We start from the raw sequence: 23,940 nt of genomic DNA on the forward strand, positions 1-23,940 counted from the left end.
AATCCGATAAAGCACCTTTCTATATAAAGCGCCTGCCTATAAAGGCAGGCGCTTTACTTACGGCTCGTTGTGCTACATAGGATTAAAAGTATCCGAACACCTTAACCGGCTTTCTTATTAACGTTCGCCTTGGCAAGCGTCGAAAGCTTGTCATCGGTAGCTTTTTCTTCCTTGAGTGTCTCGGCCAGGATGTTCTTGGCCTCGGTGTAGCCGAGCTGCTCGGCCATGGCGCACAGCGTGCCGTAGGCGGCGATTTCATAATGCTCGACCTTCTGTGCTGCGCCGATCAGGCCGGCATCGAGCACCGGGCCCTTCTCCGTGGCATCGATCAGTTCTTGACCTTCCTCGATCAGACTCTCCATGGCGTAGCATTTGATCCGCTTGATGCGAATGTCGGGAATCGTATCCGCAGCCTGCTCGAGCCGCTCCACCTGGCCGCGCGTCTCCTCGAGATGCTCCTTGAACGCATCGGCCAGCTTGGGGTCGTCCGCGGCACGGGCCAATTTCGGCAGTGCACGAGTAATTTGCTTCTCCGCGCTGTTGATTTCGGACAATAGGCGCATGAAAAGACCGTCGGCATCCTTGATAACCATGTTTCGCTCCATCTCGCTGGTAATAAGTGTCACTCTCGCATCAAGCGTTGCTGAGACTTAAACCTAGCAGGAGTTTCTTCGATGGCAATGACGCACGCCGCAACTTATTGCGCAATAAAAATAAACGAAACATAGGATAACGAAACCTGAATCTACTGTAACTCTTACGCATTTTTATTTTATCAGCGTAAGTAAAAGTTACTATAGCAATTATTGTTTATTCCCTTGCATTGATCCGGCGCCTTTAACACTGGGAATGTCCAACCCGAGGCAGGGAAAACCGGGCTACGCCCGGCGACGCTGGAATATTCTCAACAACAGCGGCATCACCATGATCAGTACCGTAATGCGCAGCAGATGGTGAGAGGTTACGAACGCCGGATCGATGCCCAACGATAGCGCTACCAGGCTGAGTTCGGGCGCTCCGCCCGGCATATAGGCCAGCAGCGCCGCTGCCGCCGAATATCCGGTAATGGCATGCACCAGCCAGGCGGCGGCGATGGCGATCAACAGCAGCGCCACCGCTTGAAATATTGCCATCAGCAGATTGACGCCCACCGAAGCCAGCGATGTCCCTCCGAAACGCACGCCGACCGAGACGCCGATGATGATTTGCGCCAGCGCGACGATGGTCGGCGGGATAGCAGCCTCGGTCACGCCGGTGATGTGCAGGGCACCGGACAGCAGCACGGGGCCGAACAGCAATGGATTGGGCAGATGTAACCGGCGCCCCAGCCACATGCCGACCGCGCCGGCCCCGATCAGCAGCAGGGCATCGCCGAAGGCCGGTACCGTCAGCCACTCGGCCAGCGTCAGGCTGCGCGACTGCAGGCTGACATGGCCGATCAGATTGAGCGCCGGCGGAATCGCCAGCAGCAGCACCAGGATGCGCACCGCATGGGTTAGCCCCACCACACGCAGGTCGGCATCCGAATCCGCCGCCATCAGCGTGACCGCCGATACGCCGCCGGGTACCCCTGAATACATCGCCGTATCCATGGAGTAGCCAGCAACGCGTCGGCCGAACCATACCGAGAATGCCATCATCACCGCCGTGGCCAGCAGCATCAGGGCCAGACTCGTACCCCATAGGCTCACGTCCCCCGTCATACCGGGGGTGAATGCCGCCCCGAGCATCACTCCGATCACCACCAAGACCGCCTTGCGCGAGGTGGTGGGTGCACGCAACCGCACGCCGCCCAGGCTGAGCACGGTAGTCGCAATCAGCGCCCCCAGCAGCCAAGGAAGAGGTATGTCGAGTGCGTAGGCGATGCCGCCACCGGCAGCACCGATGGCGAGTGTAGGAAGCAACTTGCCGGTCGCAGCGCACCGGCCTTTGATCGTGCCAATCAAGGCGAACCCTCGGTCATGAGCCCATATCAAGCACTGGGCCCGGGATCGGCACTCTACGCGTCCGGTCCCGGGCCCAACGCCGCCAGAGGATGCGGCAAGTATCAGGTGCCGTCCAGCGACTTGCGGGGCAACAGCTTCGGCAGCAGCCACGGCACCACCAGCAGCAGCGCCGCAGCGATCCACAGTCCCAGCGAGATGCCGGATTGCCATAGGATGCCGACGTCACCGCCGCTGATCGACAGGGCACGGCGCAGGTTGTCCTCCATCAGCCCACCCAGCACGTAGCCGAGGATCACCGGTGCCAGCGAGAAGCCCAGCTTGCGCAGCAAATAGCCGAACACGCCGATAATCAGCATCAGGTAGATGGCCGTGAGATCGGAGTGCAGCTGGTAAACTCCGGCGAAGGCTAGAATGGCAATGCCTGGTACCAGCACCCAGCGCGGGATGGTCAGCACCTTGGCGAACAGGCCCGCCAACGGCAGGTTGAGTGCCAGCAGCACCACATTGCCGATGTACAGCGAGGCGATCAGGCCACCGGCGACCTCGGGGCGTTCGGAGAACATCATCGGTCCCGGCGTGATGTTATAGAGCATCAACGCCCCCAACAGCACCGCGGTGGTCCCCGAGCCGGGAATACCCAGTGTCAGCATGGGCACGAAGGAGCCCGCCGCGGAAGCATTGTTCGCCGCCTCGGGCGCCGCCAGGCCACGCATGTCGCCGGTACCGAAGGTGCCCTCCTTGTCGGAGAGTCGCTTTTCAGTGGTATAGGCGACCGCCCCGGCCACGGAGGCGCCAGTACCCGGCAGCACACCGACGATGAAACCGATCAGCCCGCAGCGCAGCATGGTCCACTTGCAGTAGGCGAGTTCCTTGAGGCTGACCATCACCCGCCCCAGCGGCGGCATCTCATCGCTGGCGTCTTTGCGGTTGGCGTGCTCGAGCATCAGCAGGATCTCGCTGATCGCGAACAGCCCGATGATCATCACTACGAAGTCGATGCCGTCGTAGAGTTCGGCCATGCCGAAGGTGTAGCGCAGCACGCCGGTGCCGGAGTCCACGCCCACCATGGCGATCATCACGCCGAGCACCGCGCCGATAGCGGTCTTGATCGGATCCTTGCCCATCATTACCGCCATGGAAGAGAAGGCGAACACCATCAGCGCAAAGAACTCGGCGGGGCCGAACATCACCGCAACCTCAGCCAACAGCGGCGCGAACAGCGTCAGGCCGATGATGGCAATAGTCGCACCCACGAACGAGCTCACCGCAGACAGGCCCAGCGCTGGCCCGGCCAGGCCCTTCTTGGCCAGTGGATGGCCATCGAGGGTAGTCATCACCGCGCCGGCATCGCCGGGCACGTTGAGCAGGATGCTCGACATGCGCCCGCCGTACTCCGCCCCGGTATAGACGCCGGCCAGCAAGATCAGCGCCGACTCGGCAGGCAGGCCCAGCGTATAGGCCAGCGGCATGAGAATCGCGATGCCGTTGATCGGGCCGATACCCGGCAGCGCACCGAACAGCGTCCCCAGCACGGCGCCCAGAAAGGCGAGCCCCAGATTGAGAGGGGTCAACGCGACGCCGAAACCGTCTATCAGAAAATCGAACATGCCGGGCTCCTCAGGCGAAATCGGCCAGCCAGTAGCCGCTTGGCAGTGAAATTCCCAACCCCTGCGTGAACAGGAAGTAGCTGCCCAGGGTCATCAGCACGGCGGCCAGCAGCGCCTTGAGCCAGGTCGCCTCGAACAGCCGGGCCAGGGCCAGCACCGCAAAGAAGGTGGACCCGAGAAAACCCAACTGAGTGAACAGCAGCGCATAGACCACCAGCACACCCAGCACCGCCAGCAGCTTCAGCATCAGTGCCTTATCCGGCCAGTGGCCGTTCTCGCCCGGACGGAACACCAATACCAGGGACAACGCGGCCAGTATCCCCGATAATCCGATGGGGAAGGCCTTGGGGCCCACAGGCTCATAGCTGAACGGGATCTGCAGGTTGGCGGTCTGGGCGGCGGCGAACGCCGCCAGACCGATCAGGGCGAGTCCCAGGACGCGGTCGGCGGCGAGTTTCATTGCGTCAGACCTACTTCTTCGGCGAGTTGCTTGAACTGAGCGACCTGCTCCTTGACGTAGCTGTCGAAGTCATCGCCAAAACGCGACATGGGAAACAGCCCGCGCGCCTCGCGCAGCTCGGCAAACGCCTCTTTCTCGGATAGCGTCTTGAGCTTATCTACCCATTCCTGATAAGCCTCGTCGCTGACGTCGGGACCCATGTAGTAGCCGCGCCAGATCGGCCACTGCACGTCGTAACCCTGCTCGGCAGCGGTGGGAATATCGGTGTACGGCCCGCCCAGTCGCTCCTCGGAGAGTGAGGCGAGCACACGGATCTTGCCGCTTTCCAGATGCGGGCGCAGCTCGGACATGTCACCGGTAAAGACCTGGATGTGATCGCCGAGCAGCGCCGCCAGCGATTCGCCGCCGCCTTCGAAGGCCACGTAACGCAAATCGCGCGGCGAGATGCCCGCTGCCTTGGCGGTCAGCGCCGCCTTCATCCAATCCTGGCTGCCCACGGTCCCGCCGGCACCGAAGACGATCTTGCCCGGCTGGGTCTTGAGGTCCTTCATCAACTGATCGAGGTTCTGCCACGGCGCATCGGCATTGACCACGATGGCCCCGTAGTCGGCACCCAGCGCACCCAGCCAGCGCACTTCGTCGGCATCGTACTGACCGAACTTGCCGAGTGCCAAGTTGACGGCTGCCCCGGTACTCGCCGCGACGATCAGGTTGGGATCGTCGTTACGCACGCCGTTGACGTGGTTGTAGGCTACCGCGCCGATGCCGCCCGGCATGTAGCTGACCATCATCGGCTTGTCGATCAGGCCAGTTTCCTGCAATGCATTGGCCGCGAGGCGGCAGGTCAGGTCGTAACCACCGCCCGGCTTGGCCGGTGCGATACACTCGGGAGCGTCGGATTGGGCCTGGGATGTGCCGGCCATCAGTGCGCCGCTGAGTACCAGCAACGAGGACCAGTGGCGGAATGCCGAGTTGAATTTCATGGCGGACTCCTGTTTCTTTATTGTAAGCGCGAAGGTTATCCCTCCCTGCCGTCACCGCAGCGATGACTTTAGAGATGCTAGAGACACAACCTTTCATCAACCTGTCATCCGCCGCCCATTTCCTTGAGACTTTGGTCCAATGCGTCTGCTTATCGTCGAAGACGACCCCTTGATTGCCCGCTCCCTCGTTCAGGCTCTCGGCCCTTTGGGCAATACCGTCGAGACGTTCTCTTGCCTGGGCGAGGCCCGCGCGGCATTGGCGCATAGCCGTTTCGACCTGGTCGTGCTCGATCTGGGGCTACCCGACGGTAATGGCCTGACCCTGCTCGCCGAACTGCGTGAGCGTGGCGATGCCACGCCGGTGATGATCCTCACTGCCCGCGACGGCATCGACGAGCGTGTGCGCGGCCTCGATCTGGGCGCCGACGACTACCTGGCAAAACCCTTCTCGCTGGCCGAACTCGAGGCGCGGGTCCGCGCTCTGCTGCGCCGTAGCCAGCAACGCACCGATAACCGCCTGCAGCTCGGCCCGCTGTGCTTTGATCCGGTCTCAGGTGCCGCCACCCTGCACGGCGAGCCCCTGGCCCTGCCGCGCCGCGAGTTGGTGCTGCTGGAAGGTCTGCTGTTGCATGCCGGGCGCATCGCGCCCCGGGAATTATTGGCCGACCGCCTGTTCGGCTTCGGTGACGTAGGCTCCAATGCTTTGGAGGTCTACATCAGTCGCCTGCGCAAGCGCCTGCAGGGCAGTGGCCTGCGCATCCGCACCCTGCGAGGAATGGGTTACCGCCTGGAGGATGACCCGGCGTGATCGTCATCGACGGCACGCTGAAGCGGCGCCTGGGCATCTGGCTACTGGCCACTGTCGGTACCCTCGGCGCATTCCTGTTGATCGAGGCCTACACCAGCGCCCACCGCGCTGCCGACCGCGCCTACGACAGCCAGCTCGAAGCAGCGGGCCTGACCATCGCCGAGGCGATCCAGTGGCAGGACGGCCGGCCAGTCGTGGAGATGCCGGCGGCGGCCTTCCAGATCCTGGCCACCGACCAGCAGGAGCGGGTGTTCTATGCGATCCTCGACGCGACCGGCCGCGAGGTGACCGGTAATCTCGACGGGGCCGTTACAACGGAGTGGCAGCGTGCCGCCCAGACCGAACCGATGTGGATGACGGTGCAACACCATGGCACGCCCATCCGCCTGCATGGCCGCGAGCTGACCTCCGCCGGCTGGGAGTCGTTGGATCCGGTGCAGATCTGGGTCGGGCATACCCTGTCGGGCCGCGAAGCCCTGTCCAGCGACCTGTTCGTGCGCGCCCTGACCCGCTTCCTGGCCATGGTACTGGCGGCCGGATTGTTGATGTTGCTAGCCATCCGCACCGCGCTGGGTCCGGTGCGCCGCCTGCGCCAGTTGCTGCGTCAACGTGATGCGGACGACGTGCGCCCGTTGCATGCGCGGGTGCCCGGAGAGCTCTACGACATGGCGGAAACCCTCAACGCGCTGTTCGCCCGCCAGCGCGAGGGCCGCGACGCCCTGCTGCGCTTTACCGCCGATGCCAGCCATCAACTCAAGACCCCGCTCGCCGGACTGCAGAGTACCAGCGAGCTGGCCCTGCAGAGCGAACGCCCCGACGACTGGCGCCAGGCCTTGGAGATCGTTCATGACAATGCGGCACGCACCAGCCGCCTGGCCGGCCAGCTGCTGAGCCTGGCCCGCCTGCGGCATATCGAGGCAGGCAGTCTGGTCACGGTCGATCTGGCTACCGTACTACGCGATACCGTCATGGAATGGGCCGAGCGCGATGTCGCCCAACATCACGACCTGGGTCTGGCACCGCTACCCGACGCGCCGATACGCATCCAGGGCGAGCCTTGGTCACTCAAGGAGATGATCGGCAACCTGATCGACAATGCCCTGCGCTATACACCGCCGGGCAGCGAGATCACCCTCGGCCTGGAACGTCAGGGCGATATGGCGCTGCTAGTTGTCGAGGACAACGGTCCCGGCGTCAGCGACGACCTGCTGGGCCGCCTGCATCAGCCCTTCGAGCGAGGCGGGCGTCAGGATACCCAGGGCTCCGGTCTCGGCCTGGCCATCGTCGACTCCATCGCCCGACGTCACGACGCCATGCTGAGCGTACGCAGCGCACCAGGCCATGGCCTGTGGATCGGTATCCGTTTTCCGTTGCTGCCGGAGGAGACCTGACATGATGCGACGCTGGCTGGCGGGTCTTGTGCTGCTCGGCCTGATGCCGTTCGGCGCATTGGCGCAGACCGGGACACCCCTAGTGATCGAGGCTGCCCTCGACCGCCAGGTGATCGCCCCGCTGCTTAAGGCCTTCGAGCGCGCCCACCCCGACATTGCCTTGGAGTATCACGACCGCTCGACGCTCGAAGTCGACCGGCATGCCCGCAAAGTCCGCCCGGCCCCCGACGTGGTAATCAGCTCCGCGATGCCGTGGCAACTGGCACGGGTCAACGAGGGCCTGGCCCAGCCGCCGAACAGCGCCGCGGCCCGTCACTGGCCAGAATGGGCAAAGTGGCGCGACGAGGTGTTCGGCTTCACCTTCGAACCGGTGGTCACCGTCTACCGGCTCGACCTGGTGCGGCACATGATCCCACCCGCCACACACGCCGACCTGCAAACCATCCTCACCACCCAGCAGGAGCTTCTGCACGGACGTGTGACGACCTACTCCCCGGGCCGCAGCGGCGTCGGCTACACCCTGTTCCAGCAGGATGCCCGTTATTCGCCGCGCTTCTGGGACCTGGTCGCCGCCATGGGCGCCGTCGAGGTCAGCCTGGAGGACAACACCCAGGCCATGCTCGACGGCCTGACCGACGGCAAGTACTGGGTGGGCTACAACCTGCTGGGCTCTTACGCCATGCATTGGGCACAGGACCATCCCGAACTGATCGTGCAGGTTCCCCAGGACTATGCACTGGTAATGATGCGCATGGCTTTCGTGCACCGCGACGCTCCACACCCGGTAGTCGCCAAAGCGTTCGTCGACTTTCTGCTCAGCGTCGAGGGCCAACGCATCCTCGCCGGCAGCACACCGCTGTTCAGCGTGCTACCCGAGGTCATCGGTCCCTACACCGCCCAGCGCCTGCGCGATCAGGTCGGCGAACGGCTCTACCCGATCCCCATCAATGCCTCGCTGCTGGCCTTTGTCGATCCGTTGCGTCGCAAGGCCTTCATGGCTCGCTGGAATCGCGAGATCCGGATATTGGAGCCGTAAAAACTCAGCCTTGTTTGGCTCGGCTAGCGCCTGCACCAAACCTCAATACCGCCCCCACCCTCTTTAACCGCATAAGACCAAAGACAGGCTCGGGAACTGGCCACGGTGCTGCTAGCATCCTGAAGGTATCGCCAGATGTGGAATCCGGTTTCGCATTACGCCTCATGCTTGGGTGCGCATGTCACTCACGAGGCGGACCGGATCTCTGGCACCCCGCACAACCACAACAAGGGAGAGGCGAAGTGGCTGATCTGGAAACATTCCGTCAGGAGACCCGTGCCTGGCTTGAGGAAAATTGCCCACAAAGCATGCGCTCGCCGTTCAAGAGCGATAAGGATGTTTGCTGGGGCGGACGCCGCTGTCAATTTCAGAGCGAAGAACAGCGACTGTGGCTCGAGCGCATGGCTGCACGCGGCTGGACTGCGCCGGACTGGCCGAAGGAGTACGGCGGCGGCGGCCTCTCCCGCGAGGAGCACAAGATTCTGCGTGAGGAGATGGCGCGCATCCAGGCCCGGCCGCCGCTCAACAGCTTCGGCGTGTGGATGATCGGCCCGGCCCTGCTCAAGTTCGGCTCCGAGGAACTGAAGCGCCAGCACCTGCCCCCCATCGTGCGCGGCGAGATTCGCTGGTGCCAGGGTTACAGCGAGCCGGGTGCCGGCTCCGACCTGGCCGGGCTGCAGACCCGTGCGGTGGACAAGGGCGATCATTTCATCGTCAACGGCCAGAAGGTATGGACGTCCTACGCCGACCAGGCCGACTGGATGTTCGCCCTGGTACGCACCAATCCAGACGTCAAGAAGCAGTTGGGCATCAGCCTGGTGCTATTCGACATGACCGCTCCCGGCGTCACGGCACGCCCGATCAAGCTGATCTCGGGCAGCTCGCCGTTCTGCGAAACCTTCCTCGACGACGTGCGCGTCGAGAAGAACCAGGTCGTCGGCGAAATCGATCAGGGCTGGACGATTGCCAAGTACCTGCTTACCCACGAGCGCGAGATGATCGGCGGCATGGGACGTACCGCCGCCGGCCAGAAGACCCTGATCCAGCAGGCCGTGGACGAGTTGGGCCTCGAGCAGGGCCGCCTGGCCGATGGCCTGCTGAGAAGCGACATCGTTCGCTGGGACCTCGACGCCAAGGCCTTCGAGGCAACGGCGGAGCGCGCCCTCGATGAGGCCAAGGCCGGCCAGGGTGTGGGGAATACCTCGGCGATGCTCAAGTACTACGGCACCGAGCTCAACAAGCGCCGTCAGGAACTGCTGATCGCGCTGTACGGCAGCGAGGCCATGGTTTGGGAAGGCGATGCCTGGGACGAGGGCGCGCTGCCGCGACAATGGCTGCGTTCCAAGGGCAACTCCATCGAAGGCGGCACGTCGGAAATTCAGCTGAACGTGATCGCCAAAAACATTCTGGGTCTGGGGTGAGGTGCGCAACATGCAACGTCTGGTACTTAACGAAGAACAACAGATGCTCAAGGACGCCGCCAAGGGCTTCCTGCAGGAAAACGCCCCCATCGCCCAGCTGCGCCAGCTGCGCGATAGCCGCGACGCCACCGGCTACTCTCGAGAATTATGGCAGCAGAGCGTCGAGATGGGGTTCGTCGGTACGCTGATTCCCGAAACGTTTGGGGGCTCCGCATTCGGTCACGTCGGCATGGGCCAGATTTTCGAGGAGGCCGGGCGCAACCTCAGCGCATCGCCGCTGTTCGCCACCGGCGTGCTGGGAGTCGGCGCGCTATTGTTGGCGGGTAGCGAACGACAGCAACAGCAATACCTGCCGGCCATCGCCGAAGGAGCCCTGCTCATCGCGCTGGCGGTGGATGAAGCCGGCCGTCATGCGCCCCACCATATCCGCACGCGTGCCGAGCCGCACGGTGACGGCTTCGTGATCAGTGGAAAGAAGACCTTCGTCATTGACGGCCATGTCGCCGACAAGCTGATCGTGGTGGCACGCACTGCAGGTGAGCCCCGCGATACCCAGGGCATCACCTTGTTGCTAGTCGACCGCGACGCCCCGGGAGTCGAGGTCGAACGCACCTTCATGGTGGATAGCCGTAACGCCGCCGTGGTGCACTTCGACCAAGTCCAGGTCGAGGGCAGCGCGTTGCTGGGCGAGGCCGGCCAGGGCTATGCGGCCCTCGAGAGGCTGTTGGAAATCGGTAACGCCCATCTCGCGGCGGAGCTGCTGGGCATCGCCCAGGAATCCTTCGAACGCACCGTGGATTACCTCAAGGAGCGCAAGCAGTTCGGCGTTACCCTCGCCTCCTTCCAGGCGCTGCAGCATCGCGCTGCGCATCTATGGAGCGAGATCGAGCTGCTCAAGTCGGTGGTACTCAAGGCGCTCAAGGCGCTGGACGACCGTGACGCCGAGACATCGGCGCTGGTCAGCCTGGCCAAGGCCAAGGCGTGCGAAGTGACGGAGCTCGCCACCAACGAAGGGGTACAGTTGCACGGCGGTGTGGGCATGACCGACGAATACGATATCGGACTGTTTCTCAAGCGTGCCCGCCCGGTGCAGCAGTTGTTCGGCGACTACCGCTACCACGCCGACCGCTACGCGACGCTGAACGGCTACTGATGGCGCCTCGGCCAAGAAGCGGCGGATAAAAAGAAAGGGCGGAGAAAAGAGAAGAGGCACGCCATGGCGTGCCTCTTCTCTCCCCATGTGCCGCGACTTACCTGTCGAGCGCCACCATGACCTGCATCACCCGCTCGCGCGTGGTGCGGATCGCAGGGTCCTCGGACAGATCGTCGAAGTCGCCGCGCAATGCCTTGAGCGCATAGCGTTCGCGGTCGATCTCCGCAGCGGTGCGCACGCCGCGTCGACGCAAAAGCAACACCGGCGGACACCACCCCTGCAGCGCATGTTGCAGCAAGAAGCCACTCACCGCCGCGGGTAGCAACAGCCAACGGCGGTCGAGCGTGGCGCCCAAGGCAACGCCGGCCAGCCCCAGCGTCGCGGCATTCGCCTCCAGCGTACGCTCGATATCCCACTCGCGGTCGAGTTCATCCAGGCGGTAATCGATCTCGTAGGGGTGCTCGGCAAAATAGGCGACATTCGCCTGAATCTCCTCCTCGATGCGCCGGTTGATACTGTCACTAGTGCTGGCCGCGACTCGGTCGGTAGTGGATGGCAGCATATATTCCTCTGATTAAGAGTGTCATTCGTCGGTGGCCCGTTACCGGCACACGCCAACAAGCTGGCCACCTCGGGATATTCATAGAATATTGAACGCTACTGAGCATAGTGTATGACCGGGCATGCGCGAGCGCCGAACCGCTGCGCATCACGGAGCATCGCTCTTCAGCACCGCTCCCTATCGCTATCATCGAACCGGCATGACATCGCCATGTTTGGCGAGCATACATATCGCCTGCAGAAGCGAACCTCACGACCCGCTACACTAGCGGTTCATTGCGCTGCACCTACCATTCGAGAATGCTCCGGTATCCATGATCAAACTCACGTCTCCCCTTGCCGTCTTCGTTCTTGCCGCCATGGTCGCGCTCGGGCCACTGGCGACCTCGATGTATCTACCCGCCTTTCCGGCCATGGCCCGCTCGTTCGACGTCGGCGCGGACCGGATCCAACTGACCCTGAGCGCCTACATGATCGGGCTCGCAGTGGCGCAGCTCGTCAGTGGACCGCTATCCGACCGCTTTGGCCGCAAGCCGTTATTGCTGACGGGGATGGCGCTGTTCTGCCTGGGTAGCGTGGGCTGCATGCTGTCGGACAGCATCGGTATGCTGATCGGCTTTCGCTTTCTGCAGGCGTTCGGCGCCGCTGGCGGCATGGTGCTTGCCCAAGCGGTGGTTCGCGATACCTTCGCACCGATCAATGCCGCCAAGACGCTGGCTTACATGGGCAGCACCACTGCGCTGGCTCCGGCCATCGCCCCGATCGCTGGCGGAGCGCTGCTGGTGGTCTTCGGCTGGTCGTCGATATTTCTCGCCCTGGCGCTGTATGCGGCGCTGATGCTGGCCGTGGTGGGCGCCGGCCTGCCCGAATCGCTGCCGTTGGATCGCCGCCAGACCCTGCATCCCCGTTCGGTGCTGCGCAACTACCGCGCGGTGGCCCAGAGCCGTATCTTCCTCGGCCATGCTCTCGCCGTGAGTCTGATGTTTGCCGGGCATTATGCCTTCATGTCCGGGGCGCCCTTCGTGCTGATCGACATTTTCGGCGTGCCTGAATCGCGCTTCGGCTGGTACTTCCTGCTCGTCGTCGCCGCCTTCATTACCGGCAACCTGCTGGGGGCTAGATTGGGCGCGCGCTTCGGTGGCCATCGCCTGATCATCTTCGGTGCCTCGCTGTTGACCCTCGCCGGGGCGGTGATGGTGGCCTGTCTACTGGCGAAGTCCAGCTCGGTGGTGGCGGTCATCGCCCCGCAACTCGTCTACGCCATCGGCGCGGGTCTCATGATGCCGCAGCTGATTGCCGGGGCGCTGATGCCCTTTCATCACATGGCGGGTACCGCCGCCGCGCTGATGGGATTTTTGCAGATGGGGGGCGCGGCGATCACCAGCGGCCTGGTCGGCCGCCTGTACGACGGCACGGCACAACCCATGGCACTGATCATCGCCCTGTCGGGTGCCAGCGCACTGGCCGTTTACCTGCTGCTGATCCGCAAGCCGGTGATGACCTCGGCCGAGGCCGAGGCGGCACCCGATGCCGGCAAGCGTCAGGATTGACGAACGCCCGCTTCGGCCCTGCTGACCCTATATCCCGAACAACCAGCGTGCCCCGTAACCCCAGACTAGCACGGTCACGGCCAATAGGGCCTCGAGCACCAGTACGCCGATCCCCAGGGTCGCCCCGGTGATGATGAACCCTTCCTCGCGGCTGATGCCCAGGAAGGCGGGGGTTCCAAGATAGAGCAGATAAGCGCTGTAACAGAGCCCGATGATGCCGGCCAGCAGGCAGAGCCAGACCAACGGGTAGAGCGCTACCAGCCCCGCTAGAAGCATGGGGGTCGCCACGTAGCCGGCAAAGATGATGCAGCAGCGTCGGCTGGGGCGGCTGGGATAGCGACGCGCCAACCAATAGATGACGTTCCCCATCAGGCCGATCGCCGCCAGGATAATGACATAAAACGCGACACCGGCGCCCAAGGCATCCCAAAGCGTCAATACGATGGGGGCGCTATGCGTCAGGCTCCACCCGACCTGCGTCGTACCGATAAAGGCACAGACCACGGGTATCGCCGCGATCTCCAGAACGTGGTGAGCGTAGAGATGCGTCACAGTCTCTCTCTCGCTCTGGATCTGTTTCCATTCCCGGTTGGGATGGGCCATCAATCCCCAGACATGAGTGAGCATGACAATTTCCTCCAGTCGCCGACCCCCTTACCCTCTTGCAGTATAGATAACCGGGACGGAAGTAAAGACATCATTGCATACTCATTGACAGCCGGCGGATCGGCGGGCATCGACATGAACCTGCACCTGATCACTCGCTGAAGTCAGCGATCCTTAACCATCGTGGTGTCCTGAAGGGCGACATCTCGAAGGCCGGTTGAACCGGAAGAGGGCACCGTCGAAACTGAGTCGCATGGCGCGGGGTCGGCTTGCCGGGCCTCGGCGCGCACCACTAGCCAGATGCCGATCGCGGAAATCGCCATCCCGGACGCCATGTGCCAGGACAGCGGTTCATCGAACATGGCCCAGGCCCAGAGCAAGGTGATCGGCGGGCTGAGGTACAGCACGCTGGCAACGCGGGTCGCGGTGCTTCGGCGCAGGCAGATCCAATACAGCCCGTAACCGATCAGGGTCGACAGGCCCGTCCACAGCACGCTCAGAGCGAAACCCGCAGTGGGAATCGGTGCCAGACTGCCTTGGCTGCCCTCGATGGCGGCGAAGGCGAAACTCGAGACAAAACACTGCAGCCAGAGGTTGGGTAGCAGGCCCATTGATTGTGAGGTGCTGGCGCGTTTCTGCCACAACGTCGCTACCGCAAGCGACAGCATGCCCGCCACCGGCAAGCCGTAGGCCCACAGCGGCGCGCCGCCCAGCACCAGCGCGCCATGGGTCACCCACATCACGCCGATCAGCCCGACGATCAACCCCAGCCAGACCTGACGCACCAACCGCTCGCCAAGAAACGCAGCTGCCAGCAGCGCCATGCCCAGCGGCAGCAGGTCCGCACACAGGGCGGCGAGCCCGACCGGAACCCCGAGCGTGATGCCTTGCGTCAGCCCGGTCAGATACCCAGCCATCGCCAGCAGGCCGATCCCGGCGTGTCTCAGCAGGACGAGAAAAGGTGTCTTCAGCAGCGGTCTGTAGACGAAGAGAAGCAGGAGAAGGCAGACCACCACGCTGCGCCAGAGCGCTACCAGTAATGCCGGGGCGTAATCGATGGAAAAACGTGCGCCGACGAACCCTGAACTCCAGGTCAGCAATAGCCCCGCCTCTAGCAAGGGCAGCGGCAAGGTCTGATGCCAGTGGCGGCGCATCGGCTTGGCGTGTCGAATCGGAAGAGGTTGGCTCATTCCCAAAGGCTAGGGAACTGACGTAATATAATAAATCAAAATAATATGCAGTAGTTGTTCACCAGGATTGAATCATGACCGCCATTCTCGACATCGACCTGTTGCGCACCTTTCATGCCGTGGTGCGCATGGGGAAATTCAGCGCGGCAGCCGAGCAGCTGCATAAAAGCCCGGCGGCGGTGAGCGTTCATATTCAGCGTCTTGAGGCGGTGGCGGGCGGTCGGCTGCTGAATCGCGATAACCAGTCAGTCTCCCTCACGGTGCTGGGCAAGCGCCTGTTGGTCTCGACCGCCGAGCTGTTACGCACACACGATCAGGCGTTGGCTGATCTGCACGGCACTGACCTCGCCGGGTGCATCACGTTGGGGGTCTCTGACGAATACGCGACCCATGTCATCCGGGACATCCTGCCAATGTTTACCGCCGCCTGGCCGAACGTGGTGCTGGAGCTCAAGACGGGGCCGAGTTATGCACTGAGAGAGTGGCTACAGCGCGGCAAATTGCAGACGGCCGTGGTGGCCCAGCCCAAAGGTGACGTCGGCCCAGACGCCCAAGTGTTGATGTCGACCACGCCGGTCTGGGTCGGTCCGACAAGTACCGCCGTGGCGCTCGATGATCCATTGCCTTTGGCCGTGCACGCTGTTCAATGCCCTTACCGAGAGGCCATGACTGAATCGCTCAAAGCGTCAGGCCGAAACTCACGGATCGTGCTTGAAAGCCACTCTAGTCAGGCGGTCAAAGCCTGCGTGGAAGCGGGGTTGGCCGTCAGCCTGATCGACCGGGCCAAGGTCACCGAGCGCATGCAGATCCTCCAAGGAATGCCAGTCATCCCAGACCATGACATCGTGTTCGTGCGCAGCGCTGCATCTCGTGGGGATGAGGTGGTGGGATTGCTGACGCGCGCGATACAGCAGTCGTTTCGGTTGTAGGCGGGGGGCCGCTGCTTACAGGCGCAGTGCCCAAATACAGATGCGCGGCCATGTCCCCATCTATCAGGCGTCGGTGCAACTGATCGAAGCCGCCGGGGACCGCGACGGGAACGGCGGCGAACGTTTAAGCTTCGTTTCGAGCAGGTTGAATTAGCCTGCGACCTGCGCATTATCGTGGGAGGTGATCTGTTGTGGCATCTAATGTCTGCTTTTGGCCCGAAAGCAGCCCTAGTCAATCGAATCAACCCTCAACTCCTCACCCTACCGATACGGTCAGACACGCCTTATCGGGTAAAAAGCTCATGCATGAAACGGCTGATCGCGGGGTCGGGTCCGTACACGTCAAAGAGATGCCGATCCGCCTCACCCAGGTAGAAGTCAAGACGCCGGCGCGCCTCGTCTGCGCCGAGCAGAGACACCAGCGTGACCTTGCCGTCGTCCTGGCCGGTATCCTTGCCCTGCCCGGCATCGCCGTCGGTGAGGTCGTCGTATAGCTGGAAGGCTTGCCCCAGCGTCAGCGCAAAATGGCGCAGCGACGTGGCCACCGGTTCGCGCGCCTCGGCAACGAGCACCGCCATAGCCATCGCCACCTCGAACAGCACACCGGTCTTCAGCGTGTTGGTGGTCATGATGGCGTTGGCCGAACGCCGCTGACGGCCTTCGCGAAGGTCCTCATACTGGCCCTTGACCAGGCCGTGCGTGCCGACGGCCCGGGTCAGTCTGGCCGTCAGTTGCGCTCGCAGTGTCGATGGCACCTGCGGAACGCTTGCGACTAGACCGAACGCCTCGCTCAGTAGCGCCACCACGGCGAGCATCGCCACGTCCTCGCCGAAGCGGCGATGCACCGTGGGCCGCCCGCGGCGCAAGCTGGCGTCGTCCATGCAAGGTAGATCGTCGAGAATCAGCGAGGCGGTGTGGACCATCTCCAAGGCACAGCCCAGCTCGAGCGGGGCCGCCGAGCGATGTCCCAGGCCGCGGGCCGCCAGTATCAGCAGGATCGGCCGGACGCGCTTGCCTCCCGCCAGCAGGCTCTCGCGCATCGCCAGGGTCACCGGATCGCCGGCCTGTTCCGCATTCGGCAGCAATTCACCGAGTCGCGTATCGACTCGCGCGCGAATATCCACAAAGTCATGAAGGTCGAAGCCGTCTTCGACGGATAAGGGGGGTGATGTTGCCATCAAGCGAAGCTCCCGTTGGCATCCCTGCACTGCGGCGACGCGTAATCGTTTAAATGACTATCCTTGTCCCAGCTTGGCATAAATTCCATGTGCGATATAAACGAGGTCTTACACGCAAGGACTTCGCTCAGGAGCCGTCATGGCCGACAACGATCTGGTAGACCGCAAGAACGATCATCTGAACATCGTGCTGGATGACCGGCGGGCCCTCGCCCCGGGGCACACGGGTCTGGCGCGCTACCAGTTCGTCCACTGCGCCCTGCCGCAGCTGCATCTGGATGACATCGACCTGACGACCCAGCTGTTCGGCAAGCGCCTGCGTGCGCCGCTGTTGATCAGCTCGATGACCGGCGGCGCCGAGCGGGCAGCGATGATCAATCATCATCTGGCCGAGGCCGCCGAAGCGCTCGGCATTGCGCTGGCCATCGGCTCGCAGCGGGTGGCGCTACAGTCCGGCAGCGATCACGGCCTGACCCGGGATCTGCGCCGTCTCGCGCCGAACGTCCCCCTGCTGGGCAACCTTGGAGCCGCCCAGTTGCTTGAGCGCTCGGGCATCGAGTGGGCGCAGCGCGCCGTCGAGATGATCGGCGCCGACGCACTCATCGTGCATCTCAACCCCCTGCAGGAAGCCGTGCAGACCGGTGGCGACCGCGACTGGCGCGGCGTGCTCGATGCCATCCATCATCTGGTGGCGACGCTCGAGGTGCCGGTGGTGGTCAAGGAGGTCGGCGCGGGCATCTCCGCCTCGGTGGCCCGCTCGCTGGTCGAGGCCGGCGTCGCAGCCATCGACGTGGCGGGGGCCGGCGGCACCAGCTGGGCCGCGGTGGAGGCCGAACGTTCACCGGACGCGGCCTCGCGCCAGGTGGCCATGGCCTTCGCTGGCTGGGGCATACCCACCGCTCTGGCTCTGCAGTCGGTGCGCCAGGCTCTGCCCGACACGCCACTGATCGCCTCGGGCGGTATCCGCGACGGGGTGGACGCCGCCAAGGCGATCCGTCTGGGCGCCGACCTGGTCGGCCAGGCGGCGGTCGTGCTACACAGCGCCACGCAGTCCAGCGAGGCGGTCGTCGAGCACTTCGAGATCGTGATTCGCCAGTTGCGCATCGCCTGCTTCTGTACCGGCAGCGCCAACCTGCAGGCCCTGCGCCAAGCGCCGTTGCTCGACCTTCAGGATCCGGCCCTAGGTAGCCTGCATGGTTAGGGAACCAAGGCCTATACATATAGGTGTCATCGCGCCCCCCTTCCCCAGCCACTACCGCGCCCTGCAGGCCCTGGCCGTAGAGTTGATCGAACGCGGCCATCGCGTCACGTTTCTTCACCAGCCGGATGCGGTGCGCTGGCTCGATGATTCACGCATCGGTTTTCATGCAGTAGGGTATGCCAGTCATCCTCCCGGCTCGCTGGAGAGACTCCTGCAACTGGCGGCCACTCCCGGCGGCCCGCTGGGGTTGCGCCGACTGATCCGCGAACTGGCCCGCACCACCGACATGCTGTGTCGAGAGGCGCCGGCAGCATTGCAGACCCTCGGGATAGACGCCCTGCTTTGCGACCCGATGGAGGCCGCCGGCGGCTTGATGGCCGAAGCCGCCGGCCTGCCCTACGCCTCGGTGGCCTGCGCCCTGCCGGTCAATCGTGAGCCCGGCGTTCCGCTGGCGGTGATGCCCATGGCGTATGGCCAAGGGCCGCGCTTTGCGCAGATGTACACCAATAGCGAGCGCATCTACGACGCTCTGATGACGCCGCTGCGCCGGGTCATCGCCGGCCACGCCGCCGCCTTCGGGCTGTCGCCCCGCGACGGGCTGCACGACTGCCTGTCGCCGTATGCCCAGCTTAGCCAGACGGTGCCCGGCTTCGAGCTGCCGCGCCGGGCCTTGCCCGCGCACTTTCATCATGTCGGGCCGCTACGTTCGCCCGCCATGGGCCCAGAGGCGTTGGGCATTCCGGTAGCGAACGACCGCCCGCTGGTGCTCGCCTCGCTGGGCACGCTGCAAGGGCATCGCTATCCACTATTCCGGCGTATCGCCCGGGCCTGTCGGCGCCTCGACGTGCAGTTGCTGCTCGCGCACTGCGGCGGCTTGGAGGCTGCCCAGGCGCGCTCTCTCGAGCGCGAGGGCGCTACCTGGGTCGTGGATGTCGTACCGCAACGTGCTGCGCTGGCCCAGGCCGATGCGGTGATTACCCACGGCGGCCTCAACACGGTGATGGACGCCCTGATGACACGCACGCCAATGCTCGTGCTGCCCATCGCCTTCGACCAGCCCGGCGTCGCAGCGCGCATCGACCATGCCGGCGTCGGGCTACGCGCCTCACCGCGCTTCGCCAGTTCCCGCATCCTGAGCGCGAAGCTGGACGAACTGCTGCACGACAAGCGCTTTACTCCACCGCTGGCGCGCCTGGGGGCGGAAGTCGATGCCGTGGGGGGCACCCCGGCCGCAGCGGACATCGTCGAACGTGCGCTGGGCATCACCGCTCCGGCTGACAGGGTGCACTGCGCATGACGCTCACTCGCTACGATCTGATCCTGGTGGGCGGCGGCCTGGCCAACGGCCTGATCGCCTTGCGCCTCAAGCGCGAACGGCCCTCGCTGCGCCTGTTGATGCTCGAACGCGACGCCCGCCCCGGCGGCAACCACACCTGGTCGTTCCACGACGGCGATCTCGACGCTGCCCAGCACGCCTGGCTGGCACCGATGGTCGGCTGCCGCTGGCCGAGCCACCGGGTGATCTTCCCGCAGCGCTCGCGTCAGTTGCGTGGCGGTTACGCCAGCATCTTCTCGGCGGATTTCGCCCGGGCACTGGAGGCCGCACTCGGTGAGGATTTGTGGTCCGGCACCCCCGTCGACGCAGTGCAGCCCACGCAAGTAAGCCTAGCCGATGGCCGAACTCTGCACGCCGGGGCAGTGATCGACGGACGCGGCGTGACGCCCAGCCCGCACGTGGCATTGGGCTATCAGGCCTTTCTCGGCCAAGAGGTGCGCCTGGCGAGTCCGCATGGCCTGACGCAACCCATCCTGATGGACGCCAGCGTCGCCCAGAACGACGGCTATCGCTTCGTCTACGTGCTGCCTTTCACGGCCGATACGCTGCTCATCGAGGATACGCACTATGTTGGCGGACCACAGGTTGACGAGGCGACGCTGCGCGAGCATATCCAAGCCTATGCCCGGTCACACGGCTGGCAGATTCGCGAGGTCCTTCGCGAAGAACGGGGCGTGCTGCCGATCACCCTGGCCGGGGACATCGACGCCTTCTGGCACCATGCCAACGGCCAACCGCGCAGCGGCCTGCGCGCCGGGCTGTTCCATCCCACCACCGGCTATTCGCTGCCGCATGCCGTTCGCTTGGCCGAGCGCATCGCGCGCCTCGACGATTTGAGCGCGCCGGCGCTGTTCGCGGCCATCCGTGACATGGCCCGCAAGGAGTGGCGGCGTCAGGGGTACTTTCGGCTGCTCAATCGCATGCTGTTCCTGGCCGGGCAAGCCGATCAACGCTGGCGGGTCATGCAGCGCTTCTACGGACTGCCCGAGCCGCTGATCGAGCGTTTCTACGCCGGGCGACTCACGGCTGCCGACAAGCTGCGCATCGTCATCGGCAAACCGCCGGTGCCGCTGGGCGAGGCGGCCCGGGCCGTGCGTCTGACCACACCCGACCAGATCCACACACAACAGGCAAGGAATCGACCATGACCCCACCCAAGCGTGCCGTGGTGATCGGGGCCGGCTTCGGCGGCCTGGCTCTGGCCATCCGCCTACAGGCCGGCGGCTACCGGACCACGCTGCTGGAGAAGCGCGACAAGCCCGGGGGCCGCGCTTACGTCTATGAAGATCAGGGATTCACTTTCGATGCCGGGCCCACGGTAATCACCGACCCGTCTGCGCTGGAAGAGCTCTTCACGCTCGCCGGCAAGCGCATGGCCGATTACGTCGAGCTGCTGCCGGTCTCGCCGTTCTATCGCCTGTGCTGGGAGGATGCCCCTGCCTTCGATTACGTCAACGACCAGGCCGAACTCGAGCGGCAGATCGCCGAGCGCCACCCTGCCGATGTGGAGGGCTACCGCCAGTTTCTGGGCTATTCGCGCGCGGTCTTCAAGGAGGGCTACCTGAAGCTTGGCGCGGTGCCGTTCCTGACCTTTCGCGACATGGTACGCGCCGGGCCGCAACTGGCGCGGCTACAGGCCTGGAAGAGCGTCTACGCTATGGTGTCGCGCTTCATCAAGGACGAACACCTGCGTCAGGCGTTCTCCTTCCACTCGCTGCTGGTCGGCGGCAATCCGTTTGCCACGTCATCGATCTACACCCTGATTCACGCCCTGGAGCGCGAATGGGGCGTGTGGTTCCCGCGTGGCGGCACCGGGGCGCTGGTCCAGGGGATGGTGCGGCTGTTCGAGGAGCTCGGCGGCCAACTCGAACTCAATGCTCCGGTGAGTCGCATCGAGGTCAACGATGACCGCGTCAGCGGCGTCATTGTCGAGGACGGCCGCCGCTTTCCAGTCGACGCGCTGGCCTCCAACGCCGATGTGATGCACACCTACGGTCAGCTTCTCAAGGAGCATCCGCGTGGCGTCCACCAGGCCAAGGCGCTGGGCCGCAAGCGCTTCAGCATGTCGCTGTTCGTGATCTACTTCGGTCTCGACACGCCACCGCCCGAAAATCTGCAGCACCATACGGTGTGTTTCGGGCCGCGCTACCGCGAGCTGATCGACGAGATATTCAAGCGCGAGACGCTGGCCGACGACTTCTCGCTCTACCTGCATGCGCCGTGCGTCACCGATCCCTCGCTAGCCCCGTCCGGCTGCAGCGCGCATTACGTGCTCGCCCCGGTGCCGCATCTGGGCAACGCGCCCATCGACTGGACCGTCGAGGGGCCGCGCTACCGCGATCTCATCCTCGAGTATCTCGAGCGGCACTACATTCCCGGCTTGTGCGAACATCTGGTGAGCTGCCGCCATTTCACGCCCGAGGATTTCCGCGACGAGCTCAACGCCCACCTGGGCTCGGCGTTCTCGCTGGAGCCCATCCTCACCCAGAGCGCCTGGTTTCGCCCGCACAATCGCGACGCCCAGATAGACAACCTCTATCTGGTGGGTGCCGGTACCCATCCCGGCGCCGGTGTGCCGGGGGTGATCGGCTCGGCCAAGGCCACGGCCGGTCTGATGCTGGAGCGGCTCGACACATGAGTGATACGCCCCACCGGAACGATCTGGCACGCCACGCGACCCAGACCATCCAGGCCGGCTCGAAGAGCTTCGCCACCGCCTCGCGGCTGTTCGATCCCGCCACGCGACGCAGCGCCGTGATGCTTTACGCCTGGTGCCGGCATTGCGACGACGTGATCGACGGCCAGGAACTGGGCTTCGGGCAGATTGACGGCGAGCGTGCCGACGCGGCCAGACTGGCCGAGCTGCGCGAAAAGACCCGCCGCGCCTATGCGGGCGAGGCGATGGACAGCCCGCCCTTCGCCGCCTTCCAGGAAGTCGCTCTCAAGCATGACATTCCCGAGCGCTATCCCATGGATCACCTCGACGGTTACGCCATGGATGTGCACAGACACCATTATGAGACGCTCGAGGACACGCTGACCTACTGCTACCGCGTTGCCGGCGTGGTGGGCGTGATGATGGCCATGGTGATGGGCGCCCGGGACGAACCGACCCTGGACCTCGCCTGCGACCTGGGGTTGGCCTTCCAATTGACCAATATCGCCCGCGATATCGTCGAGGATGCCGGTATTGGGCGCTGCTACCTGCCTGCCGAGTGGCTGCGCGACGCGGGCATACCGACGGAAGAGATTGCCGCGCCGCGCCATCGCGACGCTCTGGCCGACCTGGCCGCACGTCTGATCGACCTGGCGGAGCCCTACTACCGGTCAGCCAGGGGTGGACTCAGTGCACTGCCGCTACGCTCGGCCTGGGCCATCGCCACGGCACACGGCGTCTATCGGGAAATCGGCATCAAGGTGAAGGCACAAGGCGCCAGAGCGTGGGACTCACGAGTTTCAACTACCCGGGCCGATAAGCTGCGTCTTCTGACTCAGGGTTCGATGCTGGCGTTGCGCTCACGGAATGGCACGCCGGAGCCGCGACCGGCCGGATTGTGGACGAGGCCTGGAAACTAACGCTCATCATTACGCTTCAAGGGCCCGCCATGCAGCTCGTGCAATTGGCGCTTGAGAGTGCTCACCGAGGGCGCGAGCAGGAAGCCGAACGACACGCAGCCCTCCTTGCCACTGACGGCATGATGCATGCGGTGGGCCTGATAGAGGCGCTTGAGATAACCGCGACGCGGCACGTAGCGGAACGGCCAGCGCTGATGCACCAGCCCGTCGTGGGCGAGGAAGTAGAGAAAACCATACGCGGTCATCCCGGCGCCGATCCACTGCAACGGATACCTCCCTGCCGTGCCCAGCGCGATCAGCGCGATCGCCACGCCGGCGAACACCACGGCATACAGATCGTTCTTCTCGAACCAGCCCGTGCGCTCGGGTGAGGCGTGCGGTTCATGGTGCGAGCGGTGCCATGCCCAGCCCCAGCCATGCATGATGTACTTGTGCGCGAACCAGGCGAACGCCTCCATGCCGGCCACCGTCAGCAGCACGATCAGCGCGTTCAGTACGAGGCTCATGGCGACAGCGCTTCCAGGGCATCACGCAGGGTCTCGGGCGAGGCGAAGAGCCGGCGCTCCTGCACCTGCCGGTCATCCAGTTGCAACCAGAGCACGGTATCCTTCATCCCCAGGCGCTCCGGTGCGACCTGGCTGTCGCGATCGAGCAGGATGCGGTAGTTCGCCGAGCGCATCGCGGGAATCGCCATGAACCTGGCTATCAGCCCGGGCATGCGTGAGATATCCGCGACATACAGGGTATCGCGCGCCTCGAGGTAGCCTTGGGGAAACGCCTTGATCGCGTTATCCACCAACTCGGCCGCCTCACGGCTGCTGGCCACCAGGAGCACGCGCGTCTGCCCGTCCAGGGTCGCGGCTTCACCGAACTGGTCGTCAAGCGTCCATGGCTCCAGGCGCTCGCCAACCGAGATGGCCTGCGCCGTGCCGCTCATGAAAAGCCATGCCAGGCCGATCACCAGAATGCGCTTCATCATGTTGCGTGCTCTCTTATGTTGAAAAGGTG

The 23,940-nt window shown here is 64.2% G+C and carries 23 protein-coding genes; 12 read left to right on the forward strand and 11 right to left on the reverse strand.

The features are described 5' to 3' along the window. Positions 1-101: 101 nt before the first annotated feature. The 5 genes from ACW4DH_RS04265 to ACW4DH_RS04285 all read right to left on the reverse strand — a co-directional run bounded on the left by ACW4DH_RS04265 (position 102) and on the right by ACW4DH_RS04285 (position 4,996). Positions 102-593, reverse strand: a complete 492-nt coding sequence (locus ACW4DH_RS04265) for a YciE/YciF ferroxidase family protein (RefSeq protein WP_459635120.1) — start codon at positions 591-593, stop codon at positions 102-104. A 285-nt stretch (positions 594-878) separates the two neighbouring features. Next, the gene (locus tag ACW4DH_RS04270; RefSeq protein WP_459635121.1) at positions 879-1,904 is read right to left on the reverse strand and encodes an AbrB family transcriptional regulator; all 1,026 of its coding nucleotides are present in this window, start codon (positions 1,902-1,904) and stop codon (positions 879-881) included. A 143-nt stretch (positions 1,905-2,047) separates the two neighbouring features. Beyond that, positions 2,048-3,553, reverse strand: a complete 1,506-nt coding sequence (locus ACW4DH_RS04275; protein WP_459635122.1) for a tripartite tricarboxylate transporter permease — start codon at positions 3,551-3,553, stop codon at positions 2,048-2,050. Positions 3,554-3,563: 10 nt separating this feature from the next. After that, positions 3,564-4,013, reverse strand: a complete 450-nt coding sequence (locus ACW4DH_RS04280; protein ID WP_459635123.1) for a tripartite tricarboxylate transporter TctB family protein — start codon at positions 4,011-4,013, stop codon at positions 3,564-3,566. Then, a complete protein-coding gene (locus ACW4DH_RS04285) occupies positions 4,010-4,996 on the reverse strand; it encodes a Bug family tripartite tricarboxylate transporter substrate binding protein (protein ID WP_459635124.1) in 987 nt (328 codons plus the stop codon). The genes ACW4DH_RS04280 and ACW4DH_RS04285 overlap by 4 nt, the downstream gene beginning before the upstream one ends. Before the next feature lie 139 nt (positions 4,997-5,135). Here ACW4DH_RS04285 and ACW4DH_RS04290 point away from each other — a divergent pair, with 139 nt between their 5' ends. The 5 genes from ACW4DH_RS04290 to ACW4DH_RS04310 all read left to right on the forward strand — a co-directional run bounded on the left by ACW4DH_RS04290 (position 5,136) and on the right by ACW4DH_RS04310 (position 10,805). After that, entirely contained in the window at positions 5,136-5,804 is a 669-nt protein-coding gene (locus ACW4DH_RS04290) for a response regulator (RefSeq protein WP_459635125.1), read from the forward strand. After that, positions 5,801-7,195: a sensor histidine kinase gene (locus ACW4DH_RS04295; RefSeq protein WP_459635126.1), complete on the forward strand. Its 1,395-nt coding sequence runs from the start codon at positions 5,801-5,803 to the stop codon at positions 7,193-7,195. The genes ACW4DH_RS04290 and ACW4DH_RS04295 overlap by 4 nt, the downstream gene beginning before the upstream one ends. 1 nt (position 7,196) lies before the next feature. Beyond that, a complete protein-coding gene (locus ACW4DH_RS04300; RefSeq protein ID WP_459635127.1) occupies positions 7,197-8,231 on the forward strand; it encodes an ABC transporter substrate-binding protein in 1,035 nt (344 codons plus the stop codon). A gap of 242 nt (positions 8,232-8,473) precedes the next feature. After that, positions 8,474-9,652 carry an acyl-CoA dehydrogenase family protein gene (locus tag ACW4DH_RS04305; RefSeq protein ID WP_459635128.1) on the forward strand — a complete coding sequence of 393 codons (1,179 nt, stop codon included), beginning with the start codon at positions 8,474-8,476 and terminating at the stop codon, positions 9,650-9,652. Between the two features lie 10 nt (positions 9,653-9,662). Beyond that, positions 9,663-10,805, forward strand: a complete 1,143-nt coding sequence (locus ACW4DH_RS04310) for an acyl-CoA dehydrogenase family protein (protein ID WP_459635129.1) — start codon at positions 9,663-9,665, stop codon at positions 10,803-10,805. Between the two features lie 97 nt (positions 10,806-10,902). On the opposite strand, the gene ACW4DH_RS04315 is transcribed toward ACW4DH_RS04310, so the two are convergent. Beyond that, the gene (locus ACW4DH_RS04315; RefSeq protein ID WP_459635130.1) at positions 10,903-11,367 is read right to left on the reverse strand and encodes a hypothetical protein; all 465 of its coding nucleotides are present in this window, start codon (positions 11,365-11,367) and stop codon (positions 10,903-10,905) included. A gap of 313 nt (positions 11,368-11,680) precedes the next feature. On the opposite strand from ACW4DH_RS04315, the gene ACW4DH_RS04320 reads away from it, so the two are divergent. Further along, positions 11,681-12,916, forward strand: coding sequence for a multidrug effflux MFS transporter (locus ACW4DH_RS04320; protein WP_459635131.1), 1,236 nt, complete (start codon positions 11,681-11,683; stop codon positions 12,914-12,916). Between the two features lie 27 nt (positions 12,917-12,943). Here the strand turns inward: ACW4DH_RS04320 and ACW4DH_RS04325 are convergent, their stop codons facing one another. Both ACW4DH_RS04325 and ACW4DH_RS04330 read right to left on the reverse strand, forming a co-directional pair. Beyond that, entirely contained in the window at positions 12,944-13,543 is a 600-nt protein-coding gene (locus tag ACW4DH_RS04325) for a Yip1 family protein (RefSeq protein ID WP_459635132.1), read from the reverse strand. A 143-nt stretch (positions 13,544-13,686) separates the two neighbouring features. After that, positions 13,687-14,712 carry a DMT family transporter gene (locus tag ACW4DH_RS04330; RefSeq protein ID WP_459635133.1) on the reverse strand — a complete coding sequence of 342 codons (1,026 nt, stop codon included), beginning with the start codon at positions 14,710-14,712 and terminating at the stop codon, positions 13,687-13,689. A gap of 74 nt (positions 14,713-14,786) precedes the next feature. Between ACW4DH_RS04330 and ACW4DH_RS04335 the strand changes: the two genes are divergently transcribed. Further along, complete coding sequence (locus tag ACW4DH_RS04335) at positions 14,787-15,641, forward strand: LysR family transcriptional regulator (protein ID WP_459635134.1); 855 nt, start codon at positions 14,787-14,789, stop codon at positions 15,639-15,641. Positions 15,642-15,925: 284 nt separating this feature from the next. On the opposite strand, the gene ACW4DH_RS04340 is transcribed toward ACW4DH_RS04335, so the two are convergent. After that, on the reverse strand, positions 15,926-16,819 hold the full coding sequence (locus ACW4DH_RS04340; protein WP_459635135.1) for a polyprenyl synthetase family protein: 894 nt from the start codon (positions 16,817-16,819) through the stop codon (positions 15,926-15,928). 139 nt (positions 16,820-16,958) lie between these two features. On the opposite strand from ACW4DH_RS04340, the gene fni reads away from it, so the two are divergent. The 5 genes from fni to crtB are packed head-to-tail and all read left to right on the forward strand — an operon-like array spanning position 16,959 to position 22,932. Continuing rightward, positions 16,959-18,020, forward strand: coding sequence for a type 2 isopentenyl-diphosphate Delta-isomerase (fni, locus tag ACW4DH_RS04345; protein WP_459635136.1), 1,062 nt, complete (start codon positions 16,959-16,961; stop codon positions 18,018-18,020). Continuing rightward, positions 18,013-19,317 (forward strand): glycosyltransferase, encoded by a 1,305-nt coding sequence (locus ACW4DH_RS04350; protein WP_459635137.1) that lies wholly within the window; start codon positions 18,013-18,015, stop codon positions 19,315-19,317. Before fni ends, ACW4DH_RS04350 begins: the two co-directional genes overlap by 8 nt. Next, entirely contained in the window at positions 19,314-20,504 is a 1,191-nt protein-coding gene (crtY, locus tag ACW4DH_RS04355) for a lycopene beta-cyclase CrtY (RefSeq protein ID WP_459635138.1), read from the forward strand. Before ACW4DH_RS04350 ends, crtY begins: the two co-directional genes overlap by 4 nt. After that, on the forward strand, positions 20,501-21,994 hold the full coding sequence (locus ACW4DH_RS04360; protein WP_459635139.1) for a phytoene desaturase: 1,494 nt from the start codon (positions 20,501-20,503) through the stop codon (positions 21,992-21,994). Before crtY ends, ACW4DH_RS04360 begins: the two co-directional genes overlap by 4 nt. Next, positions 21,991-22,932 carry a 15-cis-phytoene synthase CrtB gene (gene crtB / locus ACW4DH_RS04365; protein ID WP_459635140.1) on the forward strand — a complete coding sequence of 314 codons (942 nt, stop codon included), beginning with the start codon at positions 21,991-21,993 and terminating at the stop codon, positions 22,930-22,932. The genes ACW4DH_RS04360 and crtB overlap by 4 nt, the downstream gene beginning before the upstream one ends. Here crtB and ACW4DH_RS04370 read toward each other — a convergent pair. Continuing rightward, positions 22,929-23,438, reverse strand: coding sequence for a sterol desaturase family protein (locus ACW4DH_RS04370; protein ID WP_459635141.1), 510 nt, complete (start codon positions 23,436-23,438; stop codon positions 22,929-22,931). The two genes, crtB and ACW4DH_RS04370, sit on opposite strands and share 4 nt — an antisense overlap. After that, positions 23,435-23,911 (reverse strand): hypothetical protein, encoded by a 477-nt coding sequence (locus ACW4DH_RS04375; RefSeq protein WP_459635142.1) that lies wholly within the window; start codon positions 23,909-23,911, stop codon positions 23,435-23,437. Before ACW4DH_RS04375 ends, ACW4DH_RS04370 begins: the two co-directional genes overlap by 4 nt. Between the last annotated feature and the right edge of the window lie 29 nt (positions 23,912-23,940).

The organism is Halomonas sp. WWR20 (assembly GCF_054602495.1).